Origin of the sequence: Streptomyces sp. NPDC046203, assembly GCF_040646255.1 — a bacterium.
Taxonomy (GTDB): domain Bacteria; phylum Actinomycetota; class Actinomycetes; order Streptomycetales; family Streptomycetaceae; genus Streptomyces.
The window spans coordinates 24065-47529 of sequence record NZ_JBEYZX010000029.1; the positions used below are offsets into that span (position 1 = coordinate 24065).

Annotated in this window: 17 protein-coding genes and 1 pseudogene; 5 read left to right on the forward strand and 13 right to left on the reverse strand. The window is 72.3% G+C overall.

The window, feature by feature from the left end:
* Positions 1–920: 920 nt before the first annotated feature.
* The 3 genes from ABZ990_RS20660 to ABZ990_RS20670 all read left to right on the forward strand — a co-directional run bounded on the left by ABZ990_RS20660 (position 921) and on the right by ABZ990_RS20670 (position 4674).
* Positions 921–1124, forward strand: coding sequence for a cold-shock protein (locus ABZ990_RS20660; RefSeq protein ID WP_360247276.1), 204 nt, complete (start codon positions 921–923; stop codon positions 1122–1124).
* Between the two features lie 87 nt (positions 1125–1211).
* The gene (locus ABZ990_RS20665) at positions 1212–2942 is read left to right on the forward strand and encodes a DEAD/DEAH box helicase (protein WP_361233302.1); all 1731 of its coding nucleotides are present in this window, start codon (positions 1212–1214) and stop codon (positions 2940–2942) included.
* Between the two features lie 943 nt (positions 2943–3885).
* Complete coding sequence (locus tag ABZ990_RS20670) at positions 3886–4674, forward strand: SGNH/GDSL hydrolase family protein (RefSeq protein ID WP_361233304.1); 789 nt, start codon at positions 3886–3888, stop codon at positions 4672–4674.
* 115 nt (positions 4675–4789) lie between these two features.
* On the opposite strand, the gene ABZ990_RS20675 is transcribed toward ABZ990_RS20670, so the two are convergent.
* Positions 4790–5998 carry a Dyp-type peroxidase gene (locus tag ABZ990_RS20675; protein WP_361233307.1) on the reverse strand — a complete coding sequence of 403 codons (1209 nt, stop codon included), beginning with the start codon at positions 5996–5998 and terminating at the stop codon, positions 4790–4792.
* Between the two features lie 57 nt (positions 5999–6055).
* Here ABZ990_RS20675 and ABZ990_RS20680 point away from each other — a divergent pair, with 57 nt between their 5' ends.
* A complete protein-coding gene (locus tag ABZ990_RS20680) occupies positions 6056–7396 on the forward strand; it encodes a right-handed parallel beta-helix repeat-containing protein (RefSeq protein ID WP_361233310.1) in 1341 nt (446 codons plus the stop codon).
* An 86-nt stretch (positions 7397–7482) separates the two neighbouring features.
* On the opposite strand, the gene ABZ990_RS20685 is transcribed toward ABZ990_RS20680, so the two are convergent.
* The 9 genes and pseudogenes from ABZ990_RS20685 to ABZ990_RS20725 all read right to left on the reverse strand — a co-directional run.
* Complete coding sequence (locus ABZ990_RS20685; protein ID WP_361233313.1) at positions 7483–8493, reverse strand: hypothetical protein; 1011 nt, start codon at positions 8491–8493, stop codon at positions 7483–7485.
* 151 nt (positions 8494–8644) lie between these two features.
* A complete protein-coding gene (locus ABZ990_RS20690; protein ID WP_361233316.1) occupies positions 8645–11401 on the reverse strand; it encodes an SdrD B-like domain-containing protein in 2757 nt (918 codons plus the stop codon).
* Positions 11402–11843: 442 nt separating this feature from the next.
* The gene (gene dmpG / locus ABZ990_RS20695) at positions 11844–12866 is read right to left on the reverse strand and encodes a 4-hydroxy-2-oxovalerate aldolase (RefSeq protein ID WP_361233432.1); all 1023 of its coding nucleotides are present in this window, start codon (positions 12864–12866) and stop codon (positions 11844–11846) included.
* A 68-nt stretch (positions 12867–12934) separates the two neighbouring features.
* A complete protein-coding gene (locus ABZ990_RS20700; RefSeq protein WP_361233319.1) occupies positions 12935–13897 on the reverse strand; it encodes an acetaldehyde dehydrogenase (acetylating) in 963 nt (320 codons plus the stop codon).
* Between the two features lie 9 nt (positions 13898–13906).
* Entirely contained in the window at positions 13907–14752 is an 846-nt protein-coding gene (locus ABZ990_RS20705) for a fumarylacetoacetate hydrolase family protein (protein ID WP_361233321.1), read from the reverse strand.
* 41 nt (positions 14753–14793) lie between these two features.
* Positions 14794–16083 (reverse strand): FAD-dependent oxidoreductase, encoded by a 1290-nt coding sequence (locus ABZ990_RS20710; RefSeq protein ID WP_361233324.1) that lies wholly within the window; start codon positions 16081–16083, stop codon positions 14794–14796.
* Between the two features lie 44 nt (positions 16084–16127).
* Positions 16128–16847 carry a maleylpyruvate isomerase family mycothiol-dependent enzyme gene (locus tag ABZ990_RS20715; protein WP_361233327.1) on the reverse strand — a complete coding sequence of 240 codons (720 nt, stop codon included), beginning with the start codon at positions 16845–16847 and terminating at the stop codon, positions 16128–16130.
* Positions 16844–17671, reverse strand: coding sequence for a fumarylacetoacetate hydrolase family protein (locus ABZ990_RS20720; protein ID WP_361233330.1), 828 nt, complete (start codon positions 17669–17671; stop codon positions 16844–16846). The genes ABZ990_RS20715 and ABZ990_RS20720 overlap by 4 nt, the downstream gene beginning before the upstream one ends.
* Positions 17672–17775: 104 nt before the next feature.
* Positions 17776–18924, reverse strand: a pseudogene (locus ABZ990_RS20725) (cupin domain-containing protein); the annotation flags it as partial.
* Positions 18925–19014: 90 nt separating this feature from the next.
* Here ABZ990_RS20725 and ABZ990_RS20730 point away from each other — a divergent pair.
* Positions 19015–19794 carry an IclR family transcriptional regulator gene (locus tag ABZ990_RS20730; protein ID WP_361233333.1) on the forward strand — a complete coding sequence of 260 codons (780 nt, stop codon included), beginning with the start codon at positions 19015–19017 and terminating at the stop codon, positions 19792–19794.
* Positions 19795–19999: 205 nt separating this feature from the next.
* Here the strand turns inward: ABZ990_RS20730 and ABZ990_RS20735 are convergent, their stop codons facing one another.
* The 3 genes from ABZ990_RS20735 to ABZ990_RS20745 are packed head-to-tail and all read right to left on the reverse strand — an operon-like array spanning position 20000 to position 23404.
* Positions 20000–20845: an alpha/beta hydrolase gene (locus ABZ990_RS20735; protein WP_361233336.1), complete on the reverse strand. Its 846-nt coding sequence runs from the start codon at positions 20843–20845 to the stop codon at positions 20000–20002.
* The gene (locus ABZ990_RS20740) at positions 20845–21774 is read right to left on the reverse strand and encodes a VOC family protein (protein WP_361233339.1); all 930 of its coding nucleotides are present in this window, start codon (positions 21772–21774) and stop codon (positions 20845–20847) included. The genes ABZ990_RS20735 and ABZ990_RS20740 overlap by 1 nt, the downstream gene beginning before the upstream one ends.
* A gap of 58 nt (positions 21775–21832) precedes the next feature.
* On the reverse strand, positions 21833–23404 hold the full coding sequence (locus tag ABZ990_RS20745; protein ID WP_361233341.1) for an FAD-dependent monooxygenase: 1572 nt from the start codon (positions 23402–23404) through the stop codon (positions 21833–21835).
* Positions 23405–23465: the final 61 nt, after the last annotated feature.

The window sequence follows — 23465 nt, forward strand, 5'->3', positions numbered from 1 at the left end:
TCCGGCGCCACGCGCCCGGGCCCTCAGCGCTTCTGCCGGCCCGGCCGGACGCGGTCACATCAGCAGGACGGCAGGGTTACGGCCTTCGTGGCGGCTTCCGTCGCAGCGGAGGACGCCCCGGCGAGAGGCCGTGTGAAGCGGTAGCACTGCCCGACGCCCCCGCCCGTACCGCAGGCCGGCGCCGCCGCCCGTACGCTGCCGCGCTCGCCCGTCACGCTCCTGACCGTCACGCCTCTGGTTGTTCCCCTCGCGGCCTTCGCATTCCCGCTGGTCAACGCCTGGCACACGCCGTTCGGTGGCGGGTCCGGACCGGCCAGGCAGGCAGGAGCCGGCGAAGATTTCCGCCTGGTCGCCGACGTCCGGGCGTTCCCGCAGGCGTCGCGCGAAGCGTCTCGCCCCGCACCCGTTCGCCCTGTCGCCCTGTCGGCTAGGGCCGCGACCGCCCGATCCCAGCTCTCCCGCGTCGCCCGCTCGGCTCGGCGGTCCGCGTACCCCAGGCAGCCCCAGAAGGAGACACACAGAAGAAGGCAGAGGGCGACCAGGCAGCCACTGGTCACCAAGCGACGCACCGGCCCCCGCGGAGGCGGATCGCCGTCATGTCCCGCCGTCGCCGGCCGGCGGCCCGGTCCGCCGAGGCCCTCGGATATCCGTCCCGGGGCCGGAGCGTACGGGTGCGACCCGCGTGCGGGCGGCCGTAATCCGGCGCTCCCCCGCAGGCGAAAGACGCCGGCGGATTCACCGGACCCGGAAGCGGGCCACCGGCCCCCGCCCCCACGCTCCGCCAAAACGTGTTACGCTGGCGCTGTTGCAGTTGTGGTACCCATGAACTTATGTGCGCCCGGCGGGAATATTCCTTTCTGGCGCATTTCTTGTTTTCCGGCATCTCCGGATGGGGCCTCTGCCTACAGAAGGAGAAAATCATGGCACAGGGAACCGTGAAGTGGTTCAACTCGGAAAAGGGCTTCGGCTTCATCGAGCAGGACGGCGGCGGCCCGGACGTCTTCGCCCACTACTCGAACATCGCCACCCAGGGCTTCCGTGAGCTCCTCGAGGGCCAGCGGGTTTCCTTCGACGTCACGCAGGGCCAGAAGGGCCCGCAGGCGGAGAACATCGTCCCCGCCTGATCGTCGGCGACGTCACCGCAAACCGGGGTTCGCACCTTCTGGGTGCGAACCCCGGTTTGCGCTGTTTCCAGGAAGGAAAACCATCGCATGCCCCGCAGGCCCCAGAAGTCAGGCCGGCGCGCCTCTTCCCCCGCGTCCTCCGCGTCGTCTCCCAAGGAATTCCGGCTGCCGGAAAACACGACGCCCGCACTCCCCGCTGTCGAGAAATTCGACGAGCTGGACATGCCCGCGGGGCTGCTGAAGACCCTCGTCGCACAAGGCGTGACCACCCCCTTCCCGATCCAGGCCGCCACCCTGCCGAACTCGCTCGCCGGCCGTGACCTCCTGGGCCGGGGACGCACCGGCTCCGGCAAGACGCTGGCGTTCGGGCTCGCGCTGCTCGGCCGTACGGCCGGACTGCGCGCCGAGTCCAAGGCGCCCCTCGCGCTCGTGCTCGTGCCCACCCGTGAGCTCGCCCAGCAGGTGACGGACGCACTGACCCCGTACGCGACGGCCGTGAACCTCCGGCTGACCACGGTGGTCGGCGGCCTTTCGATCACCAAGCAGGCCGGTGCGCTGCGCCGCGGCGCCGAGGTCCTCGTCGCGACTCCCGGCCGGCTCAACGACCTGGTGGAGCGCGGCGAGTGCGTGCTCGACCAGGTGCGGATCACGGTCCTCGACGAGGCCGACCAGATGACCGATCTGGGCTTCCTGCCGCAGATCACCAAGCTGATGCTGCAGGTGCGGCCCGACGGGCAGCGGCTGCTCTTCTCGGCCACCCTCGACGGCAACATCGACCGTCTGGTGCAGCGGTTCCTGACCGATCCCGTCGTGCATTCGGTGGACCCGTCCGCCGGTGCGGTGACCACCATGGAGCACCATGTGCTCCACGTCCTGGACGAGACCGACAAGAAGGCCGTCACCACGCGGATCGCGGCCCGTGACGGCCGGGTCATCCTCTTCCTCGACACCAAGCGGTCCGCCGACCGGCTCGCCAAGCGACTGCTGTCGGTCGGTGTCCGGGCAGCCGCGCTGCACGGCGGCCGCAGCCAGCCGCAGCGCACCCGGACCCTGGAGCAGTTCAAGAACGGCCAGGTCACGGCGCTGGTGGCGACGAACGTCGCGGCCCGGGGCATTCACATCGACGACCTCGACCTCGTCGTGAACGTCGACCCGCCCACCGACCACAAGGACTACCTCCACCGGGGCGGCCGTACCGCGCGCGCCGGCAGCACGGGCAGTGTGGTCACCCTGGTGCTGCCGGAGCAGAAGCGGGACATGACCCGGCTGATGTCGGACGCCGCCATCCGCCCCCGCACGGCGCGCATCACCTCCAGCGACCCGGCTCTGGCCACCCTCACCGGTGCCCGCGAGCCCTCGGGCGTTCCCGTCGTGCTCGAGACGGCCCAGCCGACTCCCCCGGCGGCCCCGCGCCGCGGCCGGAAGTCCGACGGCGAGCCCGGCCGGCGGCCCAGCCGCTCGCGCAGGGCCGGTGGCGGCGCGGCGACGGGTACCTCCTCCGAAGCGGGTACGCGGAACCAGGGCCCGAAGCGGCGTGCCGCGGCCACCGGGACGACTGCCTCCGACAAGCCCTCCACTGCGGGCGGCGGCAGGCGCGGTGGCGCCGGCCGAGCCGGGGCCGCGTCCGGAGCCGGGAATGGCTCCGTTCCCGGCGCCAGGAACGCGGGCGCCAGGAAGACCGGAGCCGGTGCCGCCGGCTCGGGCGGACGCGGTGCCGATCAGCGGGCCAGGGGCGGTCGCCCGTCCGGCTCCGCCGCCGGCAAGCCCGCCCGGGGTTCCGGCCGAGGCGGCGGCGAGCGCCGCAACTCGGCGTCCTAGCAGGACACTTGCCTCCGTTCGGCATGATCGACCGGCCGAACGGAGGCGGTTGCCCCGGCCCGGCACGCCGGTCCCGCTGCCGGTGGCGCCCCCGTCCGTGCCGTGCCGTCCCGTCCCTGGGTACGGACCGTGCACGGACGCCTTCGTATCGGCCCGTCCGGGTACGCGCCCGCCGACGAACATGCAGTCCTCGCCTTCCACCGCCAGGCCGGCAGGCGGGCCGCGCGACCGGCGGGGTGTTGCTCGTCCCGCTGACGCCTCCCGACTGGACCGAGGCGAGCGGGTGAATGGAATCGGCGGCGCCGCGGACACGGTGGCCGGTCCACCCCGCCACGGCACGGCCGCACCGAGACCCAGGAACACCACCGCGCCGTCGCCCACACGGGCGGCGGTTTTCTGCATGCCGCACCCAGCCCGCCGGCGGTGCTCGGCGCGGCGCGCGACGGGCCCCGGCAGTCCCACGGCCGACGGATCCACGCCGGCCTCCCGCCCGACAGAGGCCGGAGCCGGATCACCGTGTGCCCCAGCCGATTGCCTCTCGGACATCCGAGACCGCTGCCCTGCGGGAACACCTCACCACCCGGGGGTCGGCAGCCCCCTGGCGCTCGACGTACACACACTCGCCCCCGAAGAACTGCGCCCCCGCTCAGCGAGAGCGGCGCGGCAATCCCCTTCGTCCGGATCATTCCAAGGAACCGATACATCCGGACCGGCTCCCGATCCTCCCCACCGACTCACGAGCCGAGACCTGACACCGCCCGCACGGTCCGGCCCGGCCCGCCCCCACCCAAGTCCCCACCTGCGCAATGTCGTTCACCCGGCCACACACCGACACTGGCTCGCCACGCCGGAGATGACATTGTCCCGAATATTTATTTGATTCATCCAAAAGAGTACGGCAGGGTGCTGGGGCACTGAGGTGACGGAACGGGAGGCACGCAGGATGTCCGACACACAGAACCAGCTCGACGGAGCCCCGATCGGTTCCTTCGTCGCACTCGGGGACAGCTTCACGGAGGGGCTGGGCGACGAAACCTCCGAGGGCGAGCTCGTCGGCTGGGCCGACCGCCTCGCCGACCGGCTCGCCCACCACTCCCCCGGACCGCTGCACTACGCCAATCTCGCCGTGCGCGGCCGGCTCATCGACGAGATCATCGACGAACAGATACCCCGCGCCGTCGAGTTGGCGCCGGATCTGGTGAGCCTGTGCGCCGGCGGCAACGACATCCTGCGGCTCGGGAGTTCGGTGGACCGCATCACCGACCGCTTCGAGGAGGCCGTCACCGAGCTGAGCGCGGCGGCGGGGACGGTGCTGGTCTTCACCGGGTTCGACCCGCGCGGCACCCCCGTGCTGCGTCATCTGCGGGGAAAGATCGCCACGTACACGGCGCACATCCACGCCATCGCGGAGCGGCACGGCTGTCCGGTCGTCGATCTGTGGTCCATGGCGTCCATCCAGCAGCCGCTCGCCTGGAGCGACGACCGGCTGCATCTGTCGTCCGAGGGGCACCGGCAGGTGGCGCTGCGGGCCGCCGAGGTCCTGGGGCTCGCGCCGGAACGGGACACGTCCGCGGCGGGCGCGCGGCGGGGGCCGGCCAACCGGCAGGCGGAGCGGCTCGCGGACCTGAAGTGGGCCAAGGAGCACTTCCTGCCCTGGCTCGGGCAGCATCTGATGGGCAAGGACACCCACGCCACGCAGGAACCGAAGCGCCCCGAACTGCTGCCGCTCTGACGGCCGTCGGGCCCGGCACTACCGTCCCCACTCCCGCTGCCGCCACCGCATTCACCACCCTCGGTACCAACACCACCCTCGGCGCCGTCCCGGCCGGCCGAGGGCGCCCGGGGGCTCAGGCCCAGAGCCGGTCCCCGAGGGTCCCGGACTCCGTCGCACCGGGCAGTACGTAGGCCACGGCCGAAGCCCGGTGCTGGACGAAGGGGTTGAGCGCGTCGCGGGCCGCGAGGCGCTCCTGGACGCGGACGAATTGCGCCGGGTCGCGCATGAAGGCGCAGAACAGCAGACCTCGGTCGTCGGGACCGTCGTCGTAGCTGTAGCTCCGGCGGAGCATCCGGGCGCCTCGGTCGAAGCGCGGGCTGGCGAGGCGTACATGGGCGGTGGCCGGGATGACGTACGACCCGTCGGGGTTCTTGGCGTAGATGTCCGGCTCGTCGTGCTCGGCGGTCCCGCTGAGCGGGGCGCCGTCGCGGGTGCGGCGGCCCACCGCCCGGTCGCGCCGCTCCTCGGACAGGGCCGCGAAGCCTTCGACGTCCATGCGGATCCTGCGGTAGACCAGAACGGTGCCGTCCCGGTGGGCTACCGACTCCCCCCAGACCCACTGTTCGGCCGCCTCGCGACCGGGGTTGGCGGTGCCGTCCAGGGAGCCGAACAGATTGCGCGGCGTGGTGCCCGGTGGCGTGGGGGCGAGGAATCCCGACTGGTGCCAGCGGGGTTGGGCGCCGGCGGCGCGCACGGCGGTGGCGACGAGTTCCGCGACGACCGTGAGCGTCCAGCGGTCGGCCGCGCACAGCTGGACCAGGACGTCGCCATCGCTGCGGCGCGGGTCGAGCCGGTCGCCGGGGAAGGCCGGCAGCGCGGCGAGAGAGGCGGGGACGTCGAGCCGGAGGCGGGCGGCGGTCGCGGAGCCGATGCCGACCAGAGAGGTGAGCCGGGTCGTACCACCGCCCTGGAGGCGGGGGTCCCTCGGCTGTTCGGAGGCCGCGCCGGCGAGTGTGCCGGTCAGCGCGCCGAGGACGGCGCGCAGGGTCGTGCGCTCCCTGGCGGCCGTAGACCGGGGCAGGTCGAAGGCGAGCAGCTGTGTGGCCGGCTGCTGGGGTGCCGTGACGCCGGCCTGCCGGGCGCCGTGGAAGGGGAGCGCGGTCGTGGCCGAAGGCGCCCCGGCGGCACCGTCCGCGTGGTCTCGCCGCGCCGCTTCGTCGGCCGCCACGCCGACGCCGGCCGCGAGGACCGCTCCGCCGGCGAGCAGAGCCCGGCGCCGCCCGAAGGAACGGGTGGCCTCGGCCGGGAGTGAATCCCGCTCATTTCCCTGTTCGGTGGGCATGGGCCTATTGGAGACGATAGAACAACATCCATGCAAATCCTGCCCACAGAGGGCCTGTTGACCCATTCTCCCCGCCCCTCGACGGGCGTCCGAAAGGCGCTCGTCCTGTCGGCCCTCGTCGTCTCGGTCGCACTGGCGGCCACCGGGTGTTCCGGCCAGGAACCGTCGTCGGACGACGCCCGGCATCCGGCGGGGAGCGTGCTGCGCGTTCCGCAGGACTTCCGTACGGTGCAGCAGGCGGTGGACGTCGCCCGTGAGGGCGAGACGGTGCTGGTCGGCCCGGGTGTGTACAAGGAGAGTGTGCACGTCACCACTCCCCGGCTGATCCTGCGGGGAACGGACCGGAACAAGGTGGTCTTCGACGGCGGGGTCCGGCTGGCCAACGGCATCACGGTGACCGGCGCGGGCTCGGTGGTCGAGAACCTCACCGTGCACGGGTATCTCGCCAACGGCGTGCTGTTCACCGGCGTCACGGACGAGAAGCTCCAGCAGCGGGGCGCCGGCGGCTCCGCGTACGATCCGCTGGACACCACCCGCTTCCCCGCCGTCCGCGGCTTCCGCGCGACCCGGGTGACGGCGTACGACAACGGCCTGTACGGCATCTACGCGTTCGACGCGCGCGACGGTGTGATCGAGGAGTCCTACGCCTCCGGGCACGCCGACTCCGGCATCTACGTCGGCCAGTGCAAGCCCTGTTCCACCGTCGTCCGCGGGAACACCGTGGAACGCAACGCGGTCGGCATCGAACTCACCAACGCCTCGGACCACTTGTCCATCCTCGGCAACCGAGTCGCCCGCAACCGGGTCGGGATCACGGTCAATTCCAATGATCTGGAGGCCCTCGCCCCGCAGCGGGGCGCGGTGATCGCGGGCAACGCGGTCGTCGACAACAACGCGGCCGACACCCCCGAGCAGGCGGACGGGGGCTTCGGCATCGGGATCGGCATCGGCGGCGGCACCGACAACCGCGTCCAGCGCAACCTGGTCCGGGGCAACCGCGCGGCCGGGGTGATCGTCACCGACCCGGCGGGGCATCCCGCGAGCGGCAACCGCGTCGAGGACAACCGGGTCACCGGCAACGGCACCGACCTCGTCCTCGCCTCCGCCGACCCGGCGAACTGCTTCACGGGCAACCGGCCCGGCACCCAGAGCCCGGACCGTCTGGAGACCCGCGCGGGCTGCGCCACCCGCCGCGGGAAGGCCCTGCCCGACGGGCGGACCACTCCGGTGCAGGCACCGCCCGGCATCCCGTTCAGCAAGGTGCCGGCCCCGCCCGCCCAGCCGTCCCTGCCCGACCCGACGGCCCCGGGCAAGCCCGCGACCGGGCTGCCGGGCGCCGTCGATCCGAACGCCTATCCGCTGCCGAAGGACGCGAACGCCGTACCGCGGGCGCACTGAGGACGCCGGTCCCCAGGGCGCGTCGGGTACACGGGGGCGGGAGGCGTACGGAAGCGGGAGGCGTACGGGAACCGGGCACGGCGGGGTCAGCGGGTGACCCACGGCGCCTCGGGGAGTTTCGCGTGGCCGTCGTGCCCGGAGAAGTACAGGGTGGTGGGGGTGCCGAGGCCCGGCATCTGCATCGACACCCGGCGCAGGCCGCCGTCCTCGTCGACCCAGTAGGTCAGCGGCGACCGGCCCGCGCCGGCCCCCGCGCCAGGGGTGGTGCCCTGGGCGCGCGGTCCCGAGAAGCGGTCGTAGGGGCGGCCGTCGATGTCCTCGCGCGCCAGCCGGCGGGCGCCGGACTGGGCGAGCAGCAGCGGGTTGTCGGGGCGGTCCGCGCCCAGCCCGATCAGCAGCTGGAGTCCCGAGTCCAGCGGATCGGCGGTGTAGGCGCGGGCGGACCAACCGGAGCGCGGGATGTGCTCGGCCTGCTGCCAGGGCGGGCCGCCACCGCTGCCACCGGTGCCACCGGTGCCACCGGTGCCACCGCTGCCGCCGATGCCTCCGGTCTTCGGCGCGGGTGCGAGGCCGAGACCGCCGGTGTCCCAGACGATCAGACCTCGGTCGAACCGCTCCGCCGCGCCGGGCCCGGGGGTCCGGGCGCTCTTCCCGGATGCCCCCGCGGCTCCCGTGGCTTCTGTGGCTCCCGTGGCCCCTGAGGCGCCGGTGACCTCGTAGCTCCCCACGCCCCGGTGGGTCCGGTAGTCCACGACCCCCTCGACCCGTACCACCACTCCGCCGCCCTCGGTCGCGGTGAGGGTGACCGCCACCGGGCTGGCCTCGAACAGGTTCAGCCGGGACAGCGCCAGCCGGGACGCCTCTTCCGTGGTGACCGGCCGCTCGGCGGGGGTGTCGTCCGAGAGCACCCGCCAGGCCACCAGGCCGCCGCCCGCCGCTCCGCACACCGCGAGCGCGGCCAGGGTCCGCGTCCAGAGGGTCCGGCGCCGTGTCCGGTCGCCGGTCTTCCCCTGGGGAGTCGTCGTCGGAGCCTTTGGCGTCGTCGGAGTCGTCGCGTCCGTGCGGCTCTTCGGGGCCTTCCGGGGCGTTCGCGCCATCCGGGCCATGCACTCGCCTTCTCTCGTCGGTCGGTCGCACAGGAGGGCGGGTTCGCGGACCACCGGTCCACGAACCCGCCCGAGCCGGCCCGGCGGATCACCGGGTCCGGTCGCTCCACTGAGGAGCAAAGCCTGTCTTACGGATCAGGCCCTAGTGATGCTGCGCCCTTCGCCTGCGGCGCATCAGGACGACCAGCGCCCCGCCGAGGACGGTGAGCGCGGCGCAGCCCGCCGCCAGCGGACCCATCCGGCCCAAGCCGGTGGACGCGAGGCCCCCCAGGCCGGAGCTGGAGCCGGAGCCGGAGGAACCGTCGTGCCCCGGTGCTCCAGGCGCTCCGGGCGCTCCCGGAGTCCCGGGCTCACCCGGCGCCGGCGGTGCCGTCGGCTCCGGGGACGTCGGCTCCGGTGACGGGGTGGGCGTCGGCGTGGGGTCGGGCAGCCGCTGGTTGACGGCGGTCACCGAGACCCCTTCGTCGAGGTTGTCGGAGGTGAGCACCAGCGGTCCGAACACCGTCTTGTCGGGTACGGCGTAGCCCTCCGGCGGGCTGACCTCCTGCCAGTAGTACGTGCCCAGGGTGCCGTTGCCCCCGCAGAGGCCGTCGGCCTTGGTCTCGCAGGGCTCGCCGACCCGGGTGTCCGGCGTGTCGCCGGAGATTTGCAGGTCGTCGGTGCCGTTGGTCTCCTTCCACAGCTGGAATGTGGCTCCGGCCAGCGGTTTGCCGTCCTGGTCGTGCTTGATCAGGTGCAGCTCGCCTTCCTGCTGCCGGAAGCCGAAGTCGTACGTGTGGTCGTTCTCGCCCGGCCCGCCGGTGGTCAGTGCCCGCTCGGGGAACTTCCCGCCTTCGGGAACGACGCCCTTGGAGTCGACGAAGTGGTTGTCGCCCACGTCCGCGTCCGTCGGGACCCATTGGTAGAGCGGTCCGTCCTTGGCGTAGTCGGCCGGGTTGTCGAGCCGGATCGTGTACTTGGTCCTCGGCTTCAGGCCGCCGGAGACATTGGAGTCGTCGAAGTAGTACTCGCCGCGTTCCGTCGTCTTCGTCGTCCCCACGAGCTTGCCCGACTCGTCGTACAGATCGACGGTCGCGCCCGGGACGGGACGCTGTTCCGGGCTCTGGACGCCCTTGCGCTCGGGGTCGTACCAGACCCGGTTGCCGATCTGGAGCGGGGCCTGGTCGCAGAGCACTTCCAGGTCGCCCATGGAGGCACCCTTGCCGAACGGGGCCGCCGTACCGGCCGGGTTGAGCCGCAGACCGGACTTCGGGTCCTGCTTGCCGTCCCGCTTGTTGAAGGTGGTTCCGTACCCGAAGGCCGTGCTGTTGGGGTCGAACCCTGAGGTCGCGATGGTGTCCTCGACCTTCGAGAACGCCATGCCCGCGAAGGACGCGTTGTGGTGGGAGCCCATCCGGCTGGTGTCGAAGAAGCGGGTGCCCCGGGGGGACAGCCCACAGCCGTTGTTGGTGTCCATCACGTACGTGCCGTCGGCGAGACATGCCTTGTCCAGGTCGCCGCCGGACAGGACCCGGCCGACCGAGCCCGGGGTCGGACCGGCCGGCGCGCGGTCGCCGAAGCGGTCGCGGAAGGCCAGCAGCATGGAGCCGTCGGTCTCGAAGTCGACCTCGCCCAACTCCGGTTCCGGCTGGGCCAGATAGTTGCCGCACGCCTGCCCGTTCTGGGAGGTCGGGAAGGTGTCGGTCCAGGGGAACCAGCCCGGCCCGTCGCACGGAGGTGCGCCGATCGTCGACTCGCGAGGGTAGTCCAGCGGCTGGTCGAGGACCGGCTTGCCGAACTCTCCGCTGCCTAGGTCGAAGGGCATGACCACGGCCCGCAGGTCGGACGCCTTCCCGGTGGACTCACCGGAGCAGACTCCGCCGACGTAGCCGGAGCCGTCGTGCAGACCGAGGCCGAACGGACGCCAGTCGCCCGCCGCGGGGCAGCCCGGATCGGGGATGGCCACGGCGGACTTCGGTGCCGTCGCGGTCGGCGCCGTGGCGTCGTACCGGTACAGCTTGCGGTTGTTGAGGTTGACGACGAACAGATCCCGTCCGTCGTCGGTGATCTTGATGCCGCCGAGGCTCTCCCTGCCGGGGGCGGCGAGGAAGGCGTCATCGGTGCCCGCACCGTGCTTGGTCGTCCCCGCGTCGGGGACGACGGTGAACAGGGTGGTCTTCTTCTGATCGCGGTCGGTCACGTAGATGCCGCCGGCGCCGCCCGGACCGTAGTCCGTGGTGCGCTTGGCCACCGCCGAGGAGAACACCCGCTTGTCGGCCTTGTTCCACGCGATGCCGTACAGGGTGCCGGTCTCGGCATGGGTGGCGATAGTGGTGACGTTGACGTCGACACCGTCCTGGCCGCGCGCGCTGTACGGGAAGGAGACCAGCGTGCGCTGTGTCTCGCCCTCGCGCGTGGCGGGCTGGCAAGTCGTCACCAGGGGTGCGTTCTTCTGGCAGTACTCGCCCGGGCTCCACAGTCCGGTGGTGAACTCCACCTTCTTGCCTGCGGAGAGGTCGACGAACTCCTCGTTGCTGCTCAGCTGGTCGGGCGCGCCGCCCAGTCCCTGGCGCGAGGCGAAGGCCGGGAACAGCACGCCCGGTTTCGGATTCTCCACCTGGACCCGGAACTTGGTGCTGCCGCCCTCGCCCGCCGTCGGGGTCAGCGTCACGGTGCCGTCGGCGGCCGTGACCCCCTCGATGCCCTTCCCGTCGAAGTCGGTGAGGGTCACCTTGACCCCCGCCATGCCCGGCTCCAGCGCGGGCGTCCACACTCCGCTGTCGTCCACGGCCCGGATCACCCGGACCGTCACCGACCCTTCCTCGCCCTGCGAGTGCGCCATCGGCGCCGTCGCCAGGGCTCCGCCGCCGATTCCCAGGGCGAGCACCGCGGCGGAGCCGACGGTACGGCGACCGATCACAGTCGATCGTCGCCGGCGCGGCTCGGGCGCGGCTCCCTTGGTTCGTTCATTCGTGAATGTCATCCCCTGCTCTCAGCGTTCGAAGGGCCCATGGCCCTGCTCGTAAGGGAGTACACAGAGATGCGGAGAACCGCCTCACTGGGGATCTTAGAGCTGCTTTGACCAAGATCGTGGCGGAATGACGAAGTCCTCCTCCGTCGCACCCTCATGCCCCGGTCCCGACCCATGTCACGGGGAGATAAACGAGTCCGAGTGCCGTTCCGTTACGTGCAGTTGACGCACTTTCAGATGACCGGCCGAGGTCGATGCGCGCGGTCGTTCGAAGGTCGCGCGTGGAGCCCCCGGGAGCGGCACGACGGCGCCGCCGGCCCCTGGGGAAGGGGGTCGGCGGCGCCGTCGTGTCCGTGTCAGTGTCGATGCCCGGTACCGGGGGCGTCGTGGGTCAGCTCGCGGCGGCCAGGCCGAGCGCGATGTCCACGATCATGTCCTCCTGTCCGCCGACCAGTCGCCGCCGGCCGCACTCCATCAGGATGTCGCGCACGTCGACCCCGTACCGCCGCGCGGCGGTCTCCGCGTGCCGCAGGAAGCTGGAGTAGACACCCGCGTAGCCCAGGGTGAGGGTCTCGCGGTCGACCCGGACCGGTCGGTCCTGCAAGGGGCGGACGATGTCGTCGGCGGCGTCCTGGATCCGGAAGAGGTCGCAGCCGTGCCGGAAGCCGGACAGGTCGGCGACGGCGACGAATGCCTCCAGCGGGCAGTTGCCCGCTCCGGCCCCGTGTCCGGCGAGCGAGGCGTCGACGCGGTACGCGCCGTTCTCGACGGCGACCACCGAATTGGCCACGGACAGCGAGAGGTTCTCGTGGGCGTGGATGCCGATCTCGGTCGCCGGGTCGAGGACGTCGCGGTAGGCGCGCACCCGGGCGGCGACGTCGTTCATCGTCAGCCGGCCGCCGGAGTCCGTGACGTACACGCACTGGGCGCCGTACGACTCCATCAGCTTCGCCTGCCGCGCCAGCTGTTCCGGCTCGGCCATGTGGGAGAGCATCAGGAAGCCGGAGACGTCCATGCCCAACTCCCGGGCGGCGGCGATGTGCTGTGCCGAGATGTCGGCCTCGGTGCAGTGGGTGGCCACCCGCACCGAGCGGACACCGAGGTCGTGGGCGCGCTTCAGCTCGTGGAGGGTGCCCACGCCCGGCAGCAGCAGGGTGGTGAGGCGGGCCCGCTTCAAGGCCGAGGCGGCGGCCTCGATCCACTCCCAGTCGGTGTGCGAGCCGGGGCCGTAGATGACCGAGCCGCCGGCGAGGCCGTCCCCGTGGGCGACCTCGATGGCGTCGACGCCCGCCTCGTCCAGGGCCGTGACGATCCGCCGGACGTCCTCGGGCGTGACGCGGTGCCGGACGGCGTGCATCCCGTCGCGAAGGGTGACGTCCTGGACGAAGACCGACGGGCCCCGCGTGCCCTGTATGCCCTGCGCGCTCGAAACACCGGTAGCGTCGCGGGTGCCGCGGGTGTTCGGGGTGCTGCTGGGGGTGCTCACTGCCCGGCCTCCTTCGCGGCGGCGATACGCTCGGCCACGCGTACGGCGGCCGAGGTCATGATGTCGAGGTTCCCGGCGTACGCCGGGAGGTACATGCCCGCACCCTCGACCTCGAGGAAGACCGACACCTGATGGGTCGGCCGCTGGCCGTCGCCGGGGGCGAGCAGCGTCCCGACGGGCTGGTCCGCCGGGATCCGGGTGATCTGGACGTCCTGGACCATCCGGTAGCCGGGGACGTACGCCGCGACCTCGTCGGCCATCTTCCGTACCGATGCGACGAGTTCGGCCTTAGCGGCCTCCCCTTCCGCGCCCTCGCCCAGAGCGACCAGGGCGAAGACTGTGTCGCGCATCATCAGCGGCGGCTCGGCCGGGTTGAGGATGATGACGGCCTTGCCGCGCCGGGCGCCGCCGACCTCCACGATGGCCGAGGAGGTCGTCTCGGTGAACTCGTCGATGTTGGCGCGGGTGCCGGGGCCGGCCGACTTCGAGGCGATCGAGGCGACGATCTCGGCGTACGCCACCGGGACGACCCGGCTGATCGCCGCCACGATCGGGATCGTGGCCTGGCCGCCGCAGGTGACCATGTTGACGTTCGGCGCGTCGAGATGCTCGTCGAGGTTGACCGCCGGCACGACGTACGGGCCGATCGCGGCGGGGGTCAGATCGATGACGCGGATGCCGAGCGGGCGCAGCTTCGCGTCGTTCTCGTGGTGCGCGCCGGCCGAGGTCGCGTCGAAGACGATGCCGATCTCGTCGATCAGCGGCGACTTCAGGAGTCCGTCCACGCCGTCGGCGGTGGTCTCGAATCCGAGGCGGGCGGCGCGGGCCAGCCCGTCGGACGCCGGGTCGATGCCGACCATGATCCCCATGTCGAGGTGGTGCGCGGTGCGCATGATCTTGATCATCAGGTCGGTGCCGATATTGCCCGAGCCGATGACGGCGACCTTGGTCTTGCTCATCGTCGTTCCTTACGCGGAGAAGGCGACCGACACCGTGCCGAGGCCGGTGACGGTGGCGTGGACGGCGGTGCCCGGGGTGACGGGACGCATCGGGCCGAGCGCCCCGGAGAGGACGATTTGCCCGGCGCGGAGCGGTTCGCCCAGCTCGCGGGCCTGGCGGGCGAGCCAGACGAGGGCGTTCACCGGGTCGCCGAGGCAGGCGGCGCCGCTGCCGGTGGAGACGGTCTCGCCGTCGACGGTCAGGGTCATCTCGGCCGCGACGGGGTCGAAGCCGTCGAGCGGGACGCGGTGCGTGCCGAGGACGTAGCCGCCGGCCGAGGCGTTGTCGGCGACGGTGTCGCCGAAGCTGATGTCCCAGTCCGCCACCCGGCTGCCGCAGATCTCGATGGCGGCGACCGCGTGGTCGACGGCCGCGCGCACCTGGGCGTCGTCGAGCGGCCCCTCGGCGAGGTCGGCGCCCAGGACGAAGGCGATCTCGGCTTCGATACGCGGCTGGAGGATCGCGTCCGCCGGGACGACCGAGCCTTCGGCGTACTCCATGTCGTCGAAGAGGACACCGAAGTCGGGCTGTTCTACGCCGAGTTGACGCTGGACGGCCTCGGAGGTCAGGCCGACCTTCCGGCCGGTGACGGTGGCACCGGCGGCGATCCGTTCGGCGGTGAGCCGCTGCTGTACGGCGTACGCGGCGAGGACGTCCTCGCGGCCGATCAGGTCGCGCACCGGGGCGGCGGGGACGCCGGTGGCGGCGGCGGTACGAAGCCGGCCCGCCGCGGCGGCGATGCGGTCGGCGACGCTGCGGCCGGCGGTGGCGGTGGCAGTGGCAGTGGCAGTGGCAGTGGCATGGTTCTGGGGCATGTCGTCCAATCTTGCGTAGGGGTCCGGGTTCACTCCGGCGGTCAGGCCGCCCGCTCCTCGGCCCCGACGAGCGCCGAGGACAGCGGGATCGGGGTGAACATCTCGGGCTCCTCGTCCGGCGTCAGCGCCGTCGGACCGTAGACCCACTCGGTGAAGGAGTAGTCGTAGGTGTCCCGCGCCCGCATGATCGCGTTGCGCCGGAGCCGCGACTCCCCGTCGAGATGCCACAGTTCGCCCCAGGCGCGGGCCGTCGTCTGGATCCGGCGGCAGTGCTCCACCCGGACCGCCTCGTACGCGGCCAGCGCCCCGTCCCAGTCCGGCGCGGCGCCCGCCGGGGCGGCCTCGGCCAGCCGGGCGTAGTGGCGGGCCAGCACCCAGCCGTCCTCGATCGCCATGATCGCGCCCTGGGCCATGTACTGGAGCGGCGGGTGCGCGGCGTCGCCGAGCAGCGCGATCCGGCCGTGCACCCAGGTCTCGATCGGGTCCCGGTCGAACATCCGCCACCAACGGTCCCGCCACATCAGCGGAATGCCCTTGCGGACGGTGTCGCAGCTGCCCTCGAAGGCGGCGTCCAGCTCGTCGGGGGTGCCCCAGTCGTCCTGGCCGGCCAGAGCCTTGGGCGACTCGAAGACGGCGACCTGGTTGAACATGTCGCCGCCGCGCAGGGCGTACTGGACGAAGTGACGGCCGGGGCCGACGTAGACGGTGACGTCCTTCTCCGCGACGCCGTTGTCCCGGACCTCGTCGATGGGGACGGCGGCGCGGTAGGCGACGTAGGAGGAGCTGACCACGTCGTCGCCGATCAGCCGGCGGCGGGCCGCGGAGTGCAGTCCGTCGGCCGCGACGACCAGGGGCGCGGTTTCGGTCCGGCCGTCGGCGAGCAGGACCCGGGCGCCGTCTTCGGTGTTCTCGTAGTCCACCACGACCTGGTCGTTGAGGAGTTCGACCCCGGCGCGCTCGCAGGCCCGCAGAAAGATGCCGTGCAGATCGCTGCGGTGGATGACCATGTACGGGAATCCGTAACGGCGTTCGAGGTCGCCGAGGTCGAGCCGGGTCAGCACGCGGGAGTCGAGCGCGTCCCGCATCACCATGTTCTCCGGGACCACGCCCAGCGACCTGGCCTCGTCGAGCAGACCGTACTCGGCCAGGATGCGGGTGCAGTTGGGGGCGATCTGCAGGCCGGCGCCGACCTCGCCGTACTCCGGTGCCTGTTCCAGGACGCGTACCCGCAGTCCCTGGCGGGACAGCGCGAAGGCGGCGCCGAGGCCGCCGATGCCGCCGCCGACGACCAGGACGTCGGGCTGCCCGGCAGGGGTGGGTTCAGGGTTCATGTGCGGTTCCTTGCGTAGGGCGGGGCGGGCGGCGCCCGGTCGGGTCAGAGCCAGGCGGCGAGGGCGGGGGCGGGCGAGCCGTCCGCGGTACGCGGGCCGGGGTCCCGTCCGGTGAGGTAGGCCGCGAGTTCGGGCAGAGGCGCGGTGAGCAGGGTCGGCTCTCCGGTGCCCGGCAGCCGCCATTCGGCGCCGGTGTCCGAGGCCCGCAGGAGCACGGCCGGACCGTCGGCGGCGGCGCGTTTGGCGGCGACGTCGTCGCACAGGGCGGCGAGGAAGTCGGCCGGCAGGTCGGCGAAGGAGAGGCCGGTCGCCAGGTCGACGGCGTGGACGCACACCTCCCGCGCGCGCATCCAGGGCAGTTCGGTGGCGGGGACGGTCCGGCCCTGGGCGGTGACGACCTCGCGCCGCCACTGGGCTTCGGTGAGCCGGTCCATCCTCTCTTCCAGGGCGTCGCAGGAGTGGCGCAGCCGGCTGGTCAGCCGCGCGGCGGGGAGGGCACAGCCGCGTTCGATGCCGGCGGTGCGCTCCTCGGGCGAGGCGTACATCGGGGTGGGTTCGCCGGTGGCGGCCCAGTGGACGAGGTTGCCGAGGGCCTCGGCGTTGGCGGCGAGGTGCGCGGTGACATGGGCGCGGGTCCAGCCCGGCAGGGTACTGGGCACGAGGTAGCCGGTGCGGCCCAGCGAGGCCACGGCCTCCAGGACCAGATCGGTGCCGATCGCGGTCCAGCGGCGGGCGTCGGTGAGGGTGCGGCGGGGCTCCGTCATCCCTCGATCACCTGGTTGACGCAGGTGCCGAGGCCCTCGATCCCGGTGACCACGGTCTGTCCGGGGCGCAGGAAGACCTTGGGGTCGCGGGCGTTGCCGACGCCGGCCGGGGTGCCGGTGGCGATGATGTCGCCCGGGTGCAGGGTGGTGATCGTGGAGATGTACTCCACCAGGAAGACCGGGTCGAAGAGGAGTGTGCCGGTGTCGTCCTGCTGCCGGACCTCGCCGTCGACGACGGTCGTGACCGCGAGGGCGGGGCGGACGCCGCCGACCTCGTCGGGGGTGACGACGTACGGGCCGACGGGAGTGGTGGACTCCCAGATCTTGCCCTGGGTCCATTCGATGGTGCGGAACTGCCAGTCGCGCAGCGAGATGTCGTTCATGACGGTGAAGCCGGCGATGGCGTCGGCGGCCTGTCGCTCGTCGGCGCGGCGCACGTGCCTGCCGATGACGACGGCCAGTTCGACCTCCCAGTCGAGGGCGTCGGTCTCGGCCGGCTTGACGATGTCGTCGTGCGCGCCCAGCAGGGTGTCGGCGAACTTCGGGAAGAGGGTGGGGTAGTCGGGGAGGTCCCGGCCCATCTCCTTGATGTGGTTGGTGTAGTTGTGGCCGACGCAGACGACCTTGGAGGGGTGGGGGACGACGGGTGCGAAGTCGGCGCCCTCGACGGGGTACGTGGTGCCCGTCGCGGTGGCCGCCCGGTCCTGCCAGTCGGTCTGGGCGAACAGCTCGCCCAGGTCGGCGCAGCCGAGGTCGACGTGGACGTCGCCGTCGAGGCGGACCGCCCGGGTTCCGGTGGCGGTGCGGAGGGTGGCGAGCTTCATGATCAGACGTCCTTCTGGGTGGGGTCGAGCAGGGTGCCGCGGGACCGGGCGGTGTCGAGCCGGGCGGCGCCGGACCGGAGGTCGTCATGCCGGGGGTCGTCGTGCCGGGTGCGGTCGAGCTTGAGCGCCTCGAAGACGGGCGCGTCGGAGAAGCGGAAGAGGTCGAGGGCGCCGGAGTCCGAGTCGGTCCGGCCGGCCTCGGACCGGGCGGAGAACGGCTCCCAGGACGGCACGACGAACAGATCGCCCCGGCCGACCGTCCAGGAGGTCTGGCCGACGGTCACCACTCCGGAGCCGTCGAAGACCTGGTAGACGGAGGAGCCGGTCTCGCGTACGGGCGCGGTCTCGGCGCCTCGGGCGACCCGGTGGAACTCGGCGCGCAGGGTGGGCAGGACGTCGGATCCGTCGTGCGGGTTGCTGTAGCGCACCGCCGCGTGGCCGGGCTCGACCGTGCCGCCGTACCCCTCCTGCTCCAGGAGCAGCTGGTCGCGCAGGGCGGCGTCGGTGTACTCCCACTTGTAGGAGAGCAGCGGGCTGCCCGGGGTGGCGGGGGTGGCCGCGAGCGGGCGCAGGCCCGGGTGGGCCCACAGCCGCTCGGAGCGCGAGCGGCGCGGGGTGGCGCGTTCGGCGTCGGTGATCTCGTCGCGGCCGAACTCGAAGAACTGGGTCTCGGCGACGTACTGGAAGGGGATGTCCAGGCCGTCGATCCAGGCCATCGGCTCGGAGGTGGCGTTGTGGTGGGCGTGCCAGTTCCAGCCGGCCTGCGGGAGGAAGTCGCCTCGGTTCATCGGTACGGGGTCGCCGCCGACCACCGTCCAGACGCCCGAGCCCTCGACGACGAAGCGGAAGGCGTGCTGGGTGTGACGGTGCTCGGGGGCGTCCTCGCCGGGCATCAGGTACTGGATGGCCGCCCACAGCGTCGGGGTGGCGAACGGCCGCCCGCCGAGGGAGGGGTTGGCCAGCGCGATGGCGCGGCGTTCGCCGCCGCGTCCGACCGGGACGAGGTCGCCGGCCCGGGCGGCCAGCTCCCGCAGCCGGTCCCAGCGCCACAGGTGCGCGGCGGCCCGCGAGCGCGGGTGGGCCGGCATCAGATCGCCGATCTCGGTCCACAGCGGGACGAGCAGCTCGTTCTCGAAACCCCGGTACAGCTCTTCGAGCGCCGGGGTGACCTCGGGCTGTCCCTCCGCGGCGACGGCCGTCAGCCGCACCGGGAAGTCCGAGGCGATGTCATGGGCGAGGGAAGAGTGAGTCACAGGCCACAGACTCTTCTGTTCCGTCCTGAGGAACGGATAGATTCTGCACAGCAGAACAGCCAGGCATCCGTTCCCGGGAGTGCGTACGCGATGGACAAGCCGCTCAAGAACCCGCCGCCCTACCCCATCGCGAGCGTGGACCACGCGCTGCGGGCGGCGGCCATTCTCCAGCTGGAGGGCGGGGCGAGCGTGTCGCGGATCGCCGAGCGGCTGGGGGTCGCGCGGTCGACCGCGCACCGGATCCTGGCGATGCTGGTCTACCGGGACTTCGCCGTACGCGACGACGACCGCGTCTACCGCGCGGGCCCGGTGCTCGAACTCGCCTCGCACTCCCAGTCCCTGGTCTCCCGGCTGCGTGCCACGGCCCTCCCCCATCTGCACCGGGTCGTGGAGCTGCTGGACGAGACCGCGAATCTGATCGTGCGCACCGGGGACACGGTGCGGTTCATCGCCAGCGTCGAATGCGGGCAGGCCCTGCGGGTCGGCTCCCGGGAGGGCATGGTGTTCCCGGCCCACCGCACCACGGCGGGACTGCTGTTGCTCGCCGAGCTGTCCGACGAGGAGCTGGACGAGGTGTACGCCGCCGAGCGGTACCGGGAACGCCCGGCCGACCGGCCGGATCCCGACCGGCTGCGGACCGAGCTGCGGCGGCTGCGGCGCAACGGGTTCGCCGTCAACCGGGGGCGGTCCGAACGCGGGCTCGCCGCCGTCGGGGTGGCGGTGCGCGACCGGGACGGCAGCGCGCTGGCCGGCCTCTCGGTGTCGCTGCCCAGCACGCGGTACGACCCGCATCGGCTGCGGTCCCTGGTCGCCACCCTGGAGGCGGCGGCCCGGCGCGTGGAGCAGGACCTCGCGCGGCAGGACCCGTGACGGCGGACAGGGCCCGTACGGCGCCGCCTTCGTGGCGGCGCCGTACGGGCCCTGCGTAGGGACGGCCCTGCGAAAGGACGGCCGGGTGGCCGGACTTGCGGATCCCGTGGGTCCCGCGGGACCCGTGGGCTCGGCGGATCCCGTAGGTCCGGCGGATCCGGCGAGCCGGTCCGGGGCGGGCCCCTTAATCCCGTTGCCCCGTAGGTCAGTTGTGCGTGATGAAGTCGGTGACCAGCCGGTTGAACTCGTCGGCGTGCTCGATCATCGCCCAGTGGCCGCAGTGGTTGAGCACCACCAGGCGGCTGTCGGGGATGTTCGCCAGCAGGAACAGCGAGGTCTCGTAGGAGACCACGCGGTCGTCGCGGCCGTGGATCAGCAGGGTCGGCACCTGGATCGCGGGCAGCAGCTCCGGCTTGACCCACTTGGGCAGCGGGGCGCCCTGGGGCAGCCCGTCCACGTAGTTGCGCAGGTGCTCCGGGCGGGCGAGCGCGGCGTCCGAACGGGCCTGGCACAGCTCGGGGGTGGCGAACCGGGCCTTGTCGTAGACCATGATCTCGACGAGCCGGCGCATGTTCTCCGGACTGGCGTCCCGGTAGGCCTCGATGAGGACCTTGAGGCCCTCGGACGGGCCGTCGCCGGCGCCGAAGAGGGTGGGTATCCGGCCGACCGGCGGGCCCATGGTGACCAGGTGGGAGATCCGTTCGGGGTGCTCGGTGGCGAGCCGGAGCGAGGTCTGGCCGCCCATCGAGTTGCCGACGAAGGCGGCCTTGTCGATGCCGAGGGTGTCCATGAACTGAATCACGGCCTCGACGTGGTCCAGCCGGTCGACGGTCGCGGCGTCCGACTCGCCCCAGCCGGGCATGTCGACCGCGTACACGTGGAAGTGCTCGGCCAGGGCCTCGATGTTGCCGGCGAAGTTGCTCCAGCCGGTGGCGCCGGGGCCACTGCCGTGCAGCAGGACGACCGGGTGGCCGGAACCCGCCTCGTAGTAACGGAGCTTCCAGTCGGCGGTTTCGGCGGTACGGGCGAGGTCTCGCGGGTCGAGGCTCATCAGTGGTTCTCCTCCAGGGGGTTGGCGGCGGCGAGCAGCTCGGCGACGACGCCCGGCGGACGGTGGCCCCAGCTGTGCAGCCGGTCGAGCGTCTTCACCTCCCAGGTCGCGTCGTCGATGATCAGTCCGCCCCAGCCGTACTCGACGCTGAAGCCGGACGGGGTGCGGACGTAGAAGCTGAACATCCGGTCGTTCGGGTGCATGCCGAGCGTCATCTCGAACGGCTGACCGGCGTCCATGCACCGGTCGTAGGCGAGCCCGACGTCGCGGATGTCGGTGACCTCGACCATGAAGTGGTGGGTCCTCTTCGGCGAGGGCAGATCGCCGAAGGCGACGGTGTGGTGGCGGCCGTTGCAGTGCAGGAAGATCAGGTCGGCGACGACGCCCGGGGCGAGTTCCTCGACGATGACGTCGCTGACCTTGAAGCCGAGCAGGCCGGTGTAGAAGGCCAGGTACTCCTCGCGGGAGACACCATGGGCCAGCAGGACCTGGTGGCCCGCGCCGCCGGCGCCGGTCACGAAGCCGCCGAGCAGCGCCGGGGACGAGAACGGCGCGGGGGCGTCGGCCAGTTGCTCGACCAGCTCGATCCGGTTGCCCATCGGGTCGGCGGTGACGAAGATCCGGTCCACCCGGCGGGCGGCGGCGAGCGCCGCGTCGCCCTCGGCGACCTCGATCCCGGCCGCCCGGAGCCGCTCGACCAGCGCGTCGAGCGCGGCCGTGTCCCCGACTTCGTAACCGGCGGCCACCAGGTCGTCGGCGGGGCCCTCGGTGACGACCCAGCGGTGGGCCTTCTCGTCGGTCCGCAGGGTGAAGCCGTTCCCGGTCCGCTCGCCGAGCCGCATGCCGAGCAGGTCCACGCCGAAGCGTTCCCAGCCGGCGAGGTCGCTCACCTCGTAGACGACGTAACCGAGTTCCTTGACACCAGACAAGTCTCTTCTCCTTCTTCGCGGGCCTCGCGGCCCGGCGGTGGGGGGTTCCGATCCGGTTTCAGATGGCGGGGACGGTGGGGACGGCGAGGACGGTGGGGACGGCGAGGCCGTGGGTGTCGGCGGCGGCGACGAAGCGGTCGGGGCGGACCGCGACGACCCGGGCCCCGTACCGGCGCATCCAGGGCAGGATCACCTCGTCCAGGTCGACCAGTTCGTCCTGGCCCTCGGTGTGCGCGGTCTTCGGGCGCACCACGCGGTAGTGGGCCCCGAGCGCGTCCCAGCCGGCCTTCTCCTCGGCCGAGAGGAGGGACGCCGGGTCGACGTCGTCGCCGAGCAGGACGAAGTGGTGGCCGAGGTGGTCGTCGAGGCGGGCCATCCGGCCGGCGGTGTCGCCGGTGACCGGCTGCGGGATCATGCGGCCGATGACGCTGGCGTCCGCCCTCTCGCCCCGGAGCCAGCCGGCCGCCAGCACGGGAGGACGCGTGAGCGGCGGCTCGTAGGGGGTGACCGAGTGCGCGGGCGCCGCGTTCATCGCGGCCCGCTCCGCCTCGGATGCCTCCTGCTTGATCACCCGGCCGAGGCCGACCGCGAGGTCGGTGTAGAAGACGGCGTTCGGGCGGCGTTCGGCCTCGTAGGTGTCCAGCCAGTTCTCCGGAAGCGACCCCTTCAGCACACCGGCGAGCTTCCAGCCCAGGTCGTGGGCGTCGCGCATGCCGGTCTGCATGCCGGCGCCGGCCCAGGGCGGCATCAGGTGGGCCGCGTCCCCGGCGAGGAACACCCGGCCCTTGCGGAAGGTGTCGGCCATCCGGACGTGGTGGCGGTAGAAGGCGTGCTGGTGGATGTCGACGTCGTCCTCGGACACGCCGAGCGCCTTGAGCAGCGGCCAGATCTCGGCGCTGGTCGGGTAGTCCGCCGGGGTCTCGTCGGGCTTGAGCGGGATCTCCCAGCGGTGGTTGCCCGCGGACAGGGCGATGTCGACGACCGGACGCTCCCGGTCGGACCAGAAGGTGAGGAAGTCGCGGTCCGGCCACCAGCGTTTGACGTGGCAGTCGACGACCACCCAGGTGACGTCGTCGGTGTCGCCGCTCAGGGTGCAGCCGACCCGGCCCCGGCTGGCGCTGCTGCCGCCGTCGGCGCAGATCGCGTACCGGGCCCGGGTGGTACGGGTCGCGCCGTCCGCGGTCGAGGTGAGGGTGACCCCGTCCGCGTCCTGCTCGACTCCGGTGACCTCGTCGCCGTAGTGGACGGTGACCAGGTCGTCGTACCGCTCCCGGACGGCGGCGCGCAGTTCGGCCTCCATCGTCGGCTGGTAGATGTTGTAGAACCGCGGGACCCGGCCCAGGGTGGACGGCGGATGCTCGATCCGCATGATCTCGGTGCGGTCGTAGGTCATCCAGCGGAGGGCCCGCTGAGGGTCGATCACCTTCTCGACCCGCTCGTCGACGCCGAGATCCTGGAAGATCCGCATCGTCCAGTCGTTCACCGTCACGGCGCGCGCCCGGGGGTGGATGTCCCGGTCGCGTTCGAAGGCGACGGCGGAGACGCCGTACCGGGCGAGGGTGAGGGCGGCGATCACACCCGTCGGACCGTAGCCGACAATCGCGACATCCGCGTCAAATCGCTGTTTCATGCGCTGGCTCCGTTGATCAGGCTCGCACGCAAGGAAGGGGAAGTTTTGGACCGATCGGTCG

Excerpts from the sequence above, each read along its gene's own strand:
- ABZ990_RS20660 (WP_360247276.1), top strand. The coding sequence starts at position 921 with ATGGCACAGGGAACCGTGAAGTGGTTCAACTCGGAAAAGGGCTTCGGC.
- ABZ990_RS20665 (WP_361233302.1), top strand. The coding sequence starts at position 1,212 with ATGCCCCGCAGGCCCCAGAAGTCAGGCCGGCGCGCCTCTTCCCCCGCG.
- ABZ990_RS20670 (WP_361233304.1), top strand. The coding sequence starts at position 3,886 with ATGTCCGACACACAGAACCAGCTCGACGGAGCCCCGATCGGTTCCTTC.
- ABZ990_RS20675 (WP_361233307.1), bottom strand. The coding sequence starts at position 5,998 with ATGCCCACCGAACAGGGAAATGAGCGGGATTCACTCCCGGCCGAGGCC.
- ABZ990_RS20685 (WP_361233313.1), bottom strand. The coding sequence starts at position 8,493 with ATGGCGCGAACGCCCCGGAAGGCCCCGAAGAGCCGCACGGACGCGACG.
- ABZ990_RS20700 (WP_361233319.1), bottom strand. The coding sequence starts at position 13,897 with ATGAGCAAGACCAAGGTCGCCGTCATCGGCTCGGGCAATATCGGCACC.
- ABZ990_RS20705 (WP_361233321.1), bottom strand. The coding sequence starts at position 14,752 with ATGCCCCAGAACCATGCCACTGCCACTGCCACTGCCACTGCCACCGCC.
- ABZ990_RS20710 (WP_361233324.1), bottom strand. The coding sequence starts at position 16,083 with ATGAACCCTGAACCCACCCCTGCCGGGCAGCCCGACGTCCTGGTCGTC.
- ABZ990_RS20715 (WP_361233327.1), bottom strand. The coding sequence starts at position 16,847 with ATGACGGAGCCCCGCCGCACCCTCACCGACGCCCGCCGCTGGACCGCG.
- ABZ990_RS20720 (WP_361233330.1), bottom strand. The coding sequence starts at position 17,671 with ATGAAGCTCGCCACCCTCCGCACCGCCACCGGAACCCGGGCGGTCCGC.
- ABZ990_RS20730 (WP_361233333.1), top strand. The coding sequence starts at position 19,015 with ATGGACAAGCCGCTCAAGAACCCGCCGCCCTACCCCATCGCGAGCGTG.
- ABZ990_RS20735 (WP_361233336.1), bottom strand. The coding sequence starts at position 20,845 with ATGAGCCTCGACCCGCGAGACCTCGCCCGTACCGCCGAAACCGCCGAC.
- ABZ990_RS20745 (WP_361233341.1), bottom strand. The coding sequence starts at position 23,404 with ATGAAACAGCGATTTGACGCGGATGTCGCGATTGTCGGCTACGGTCCG.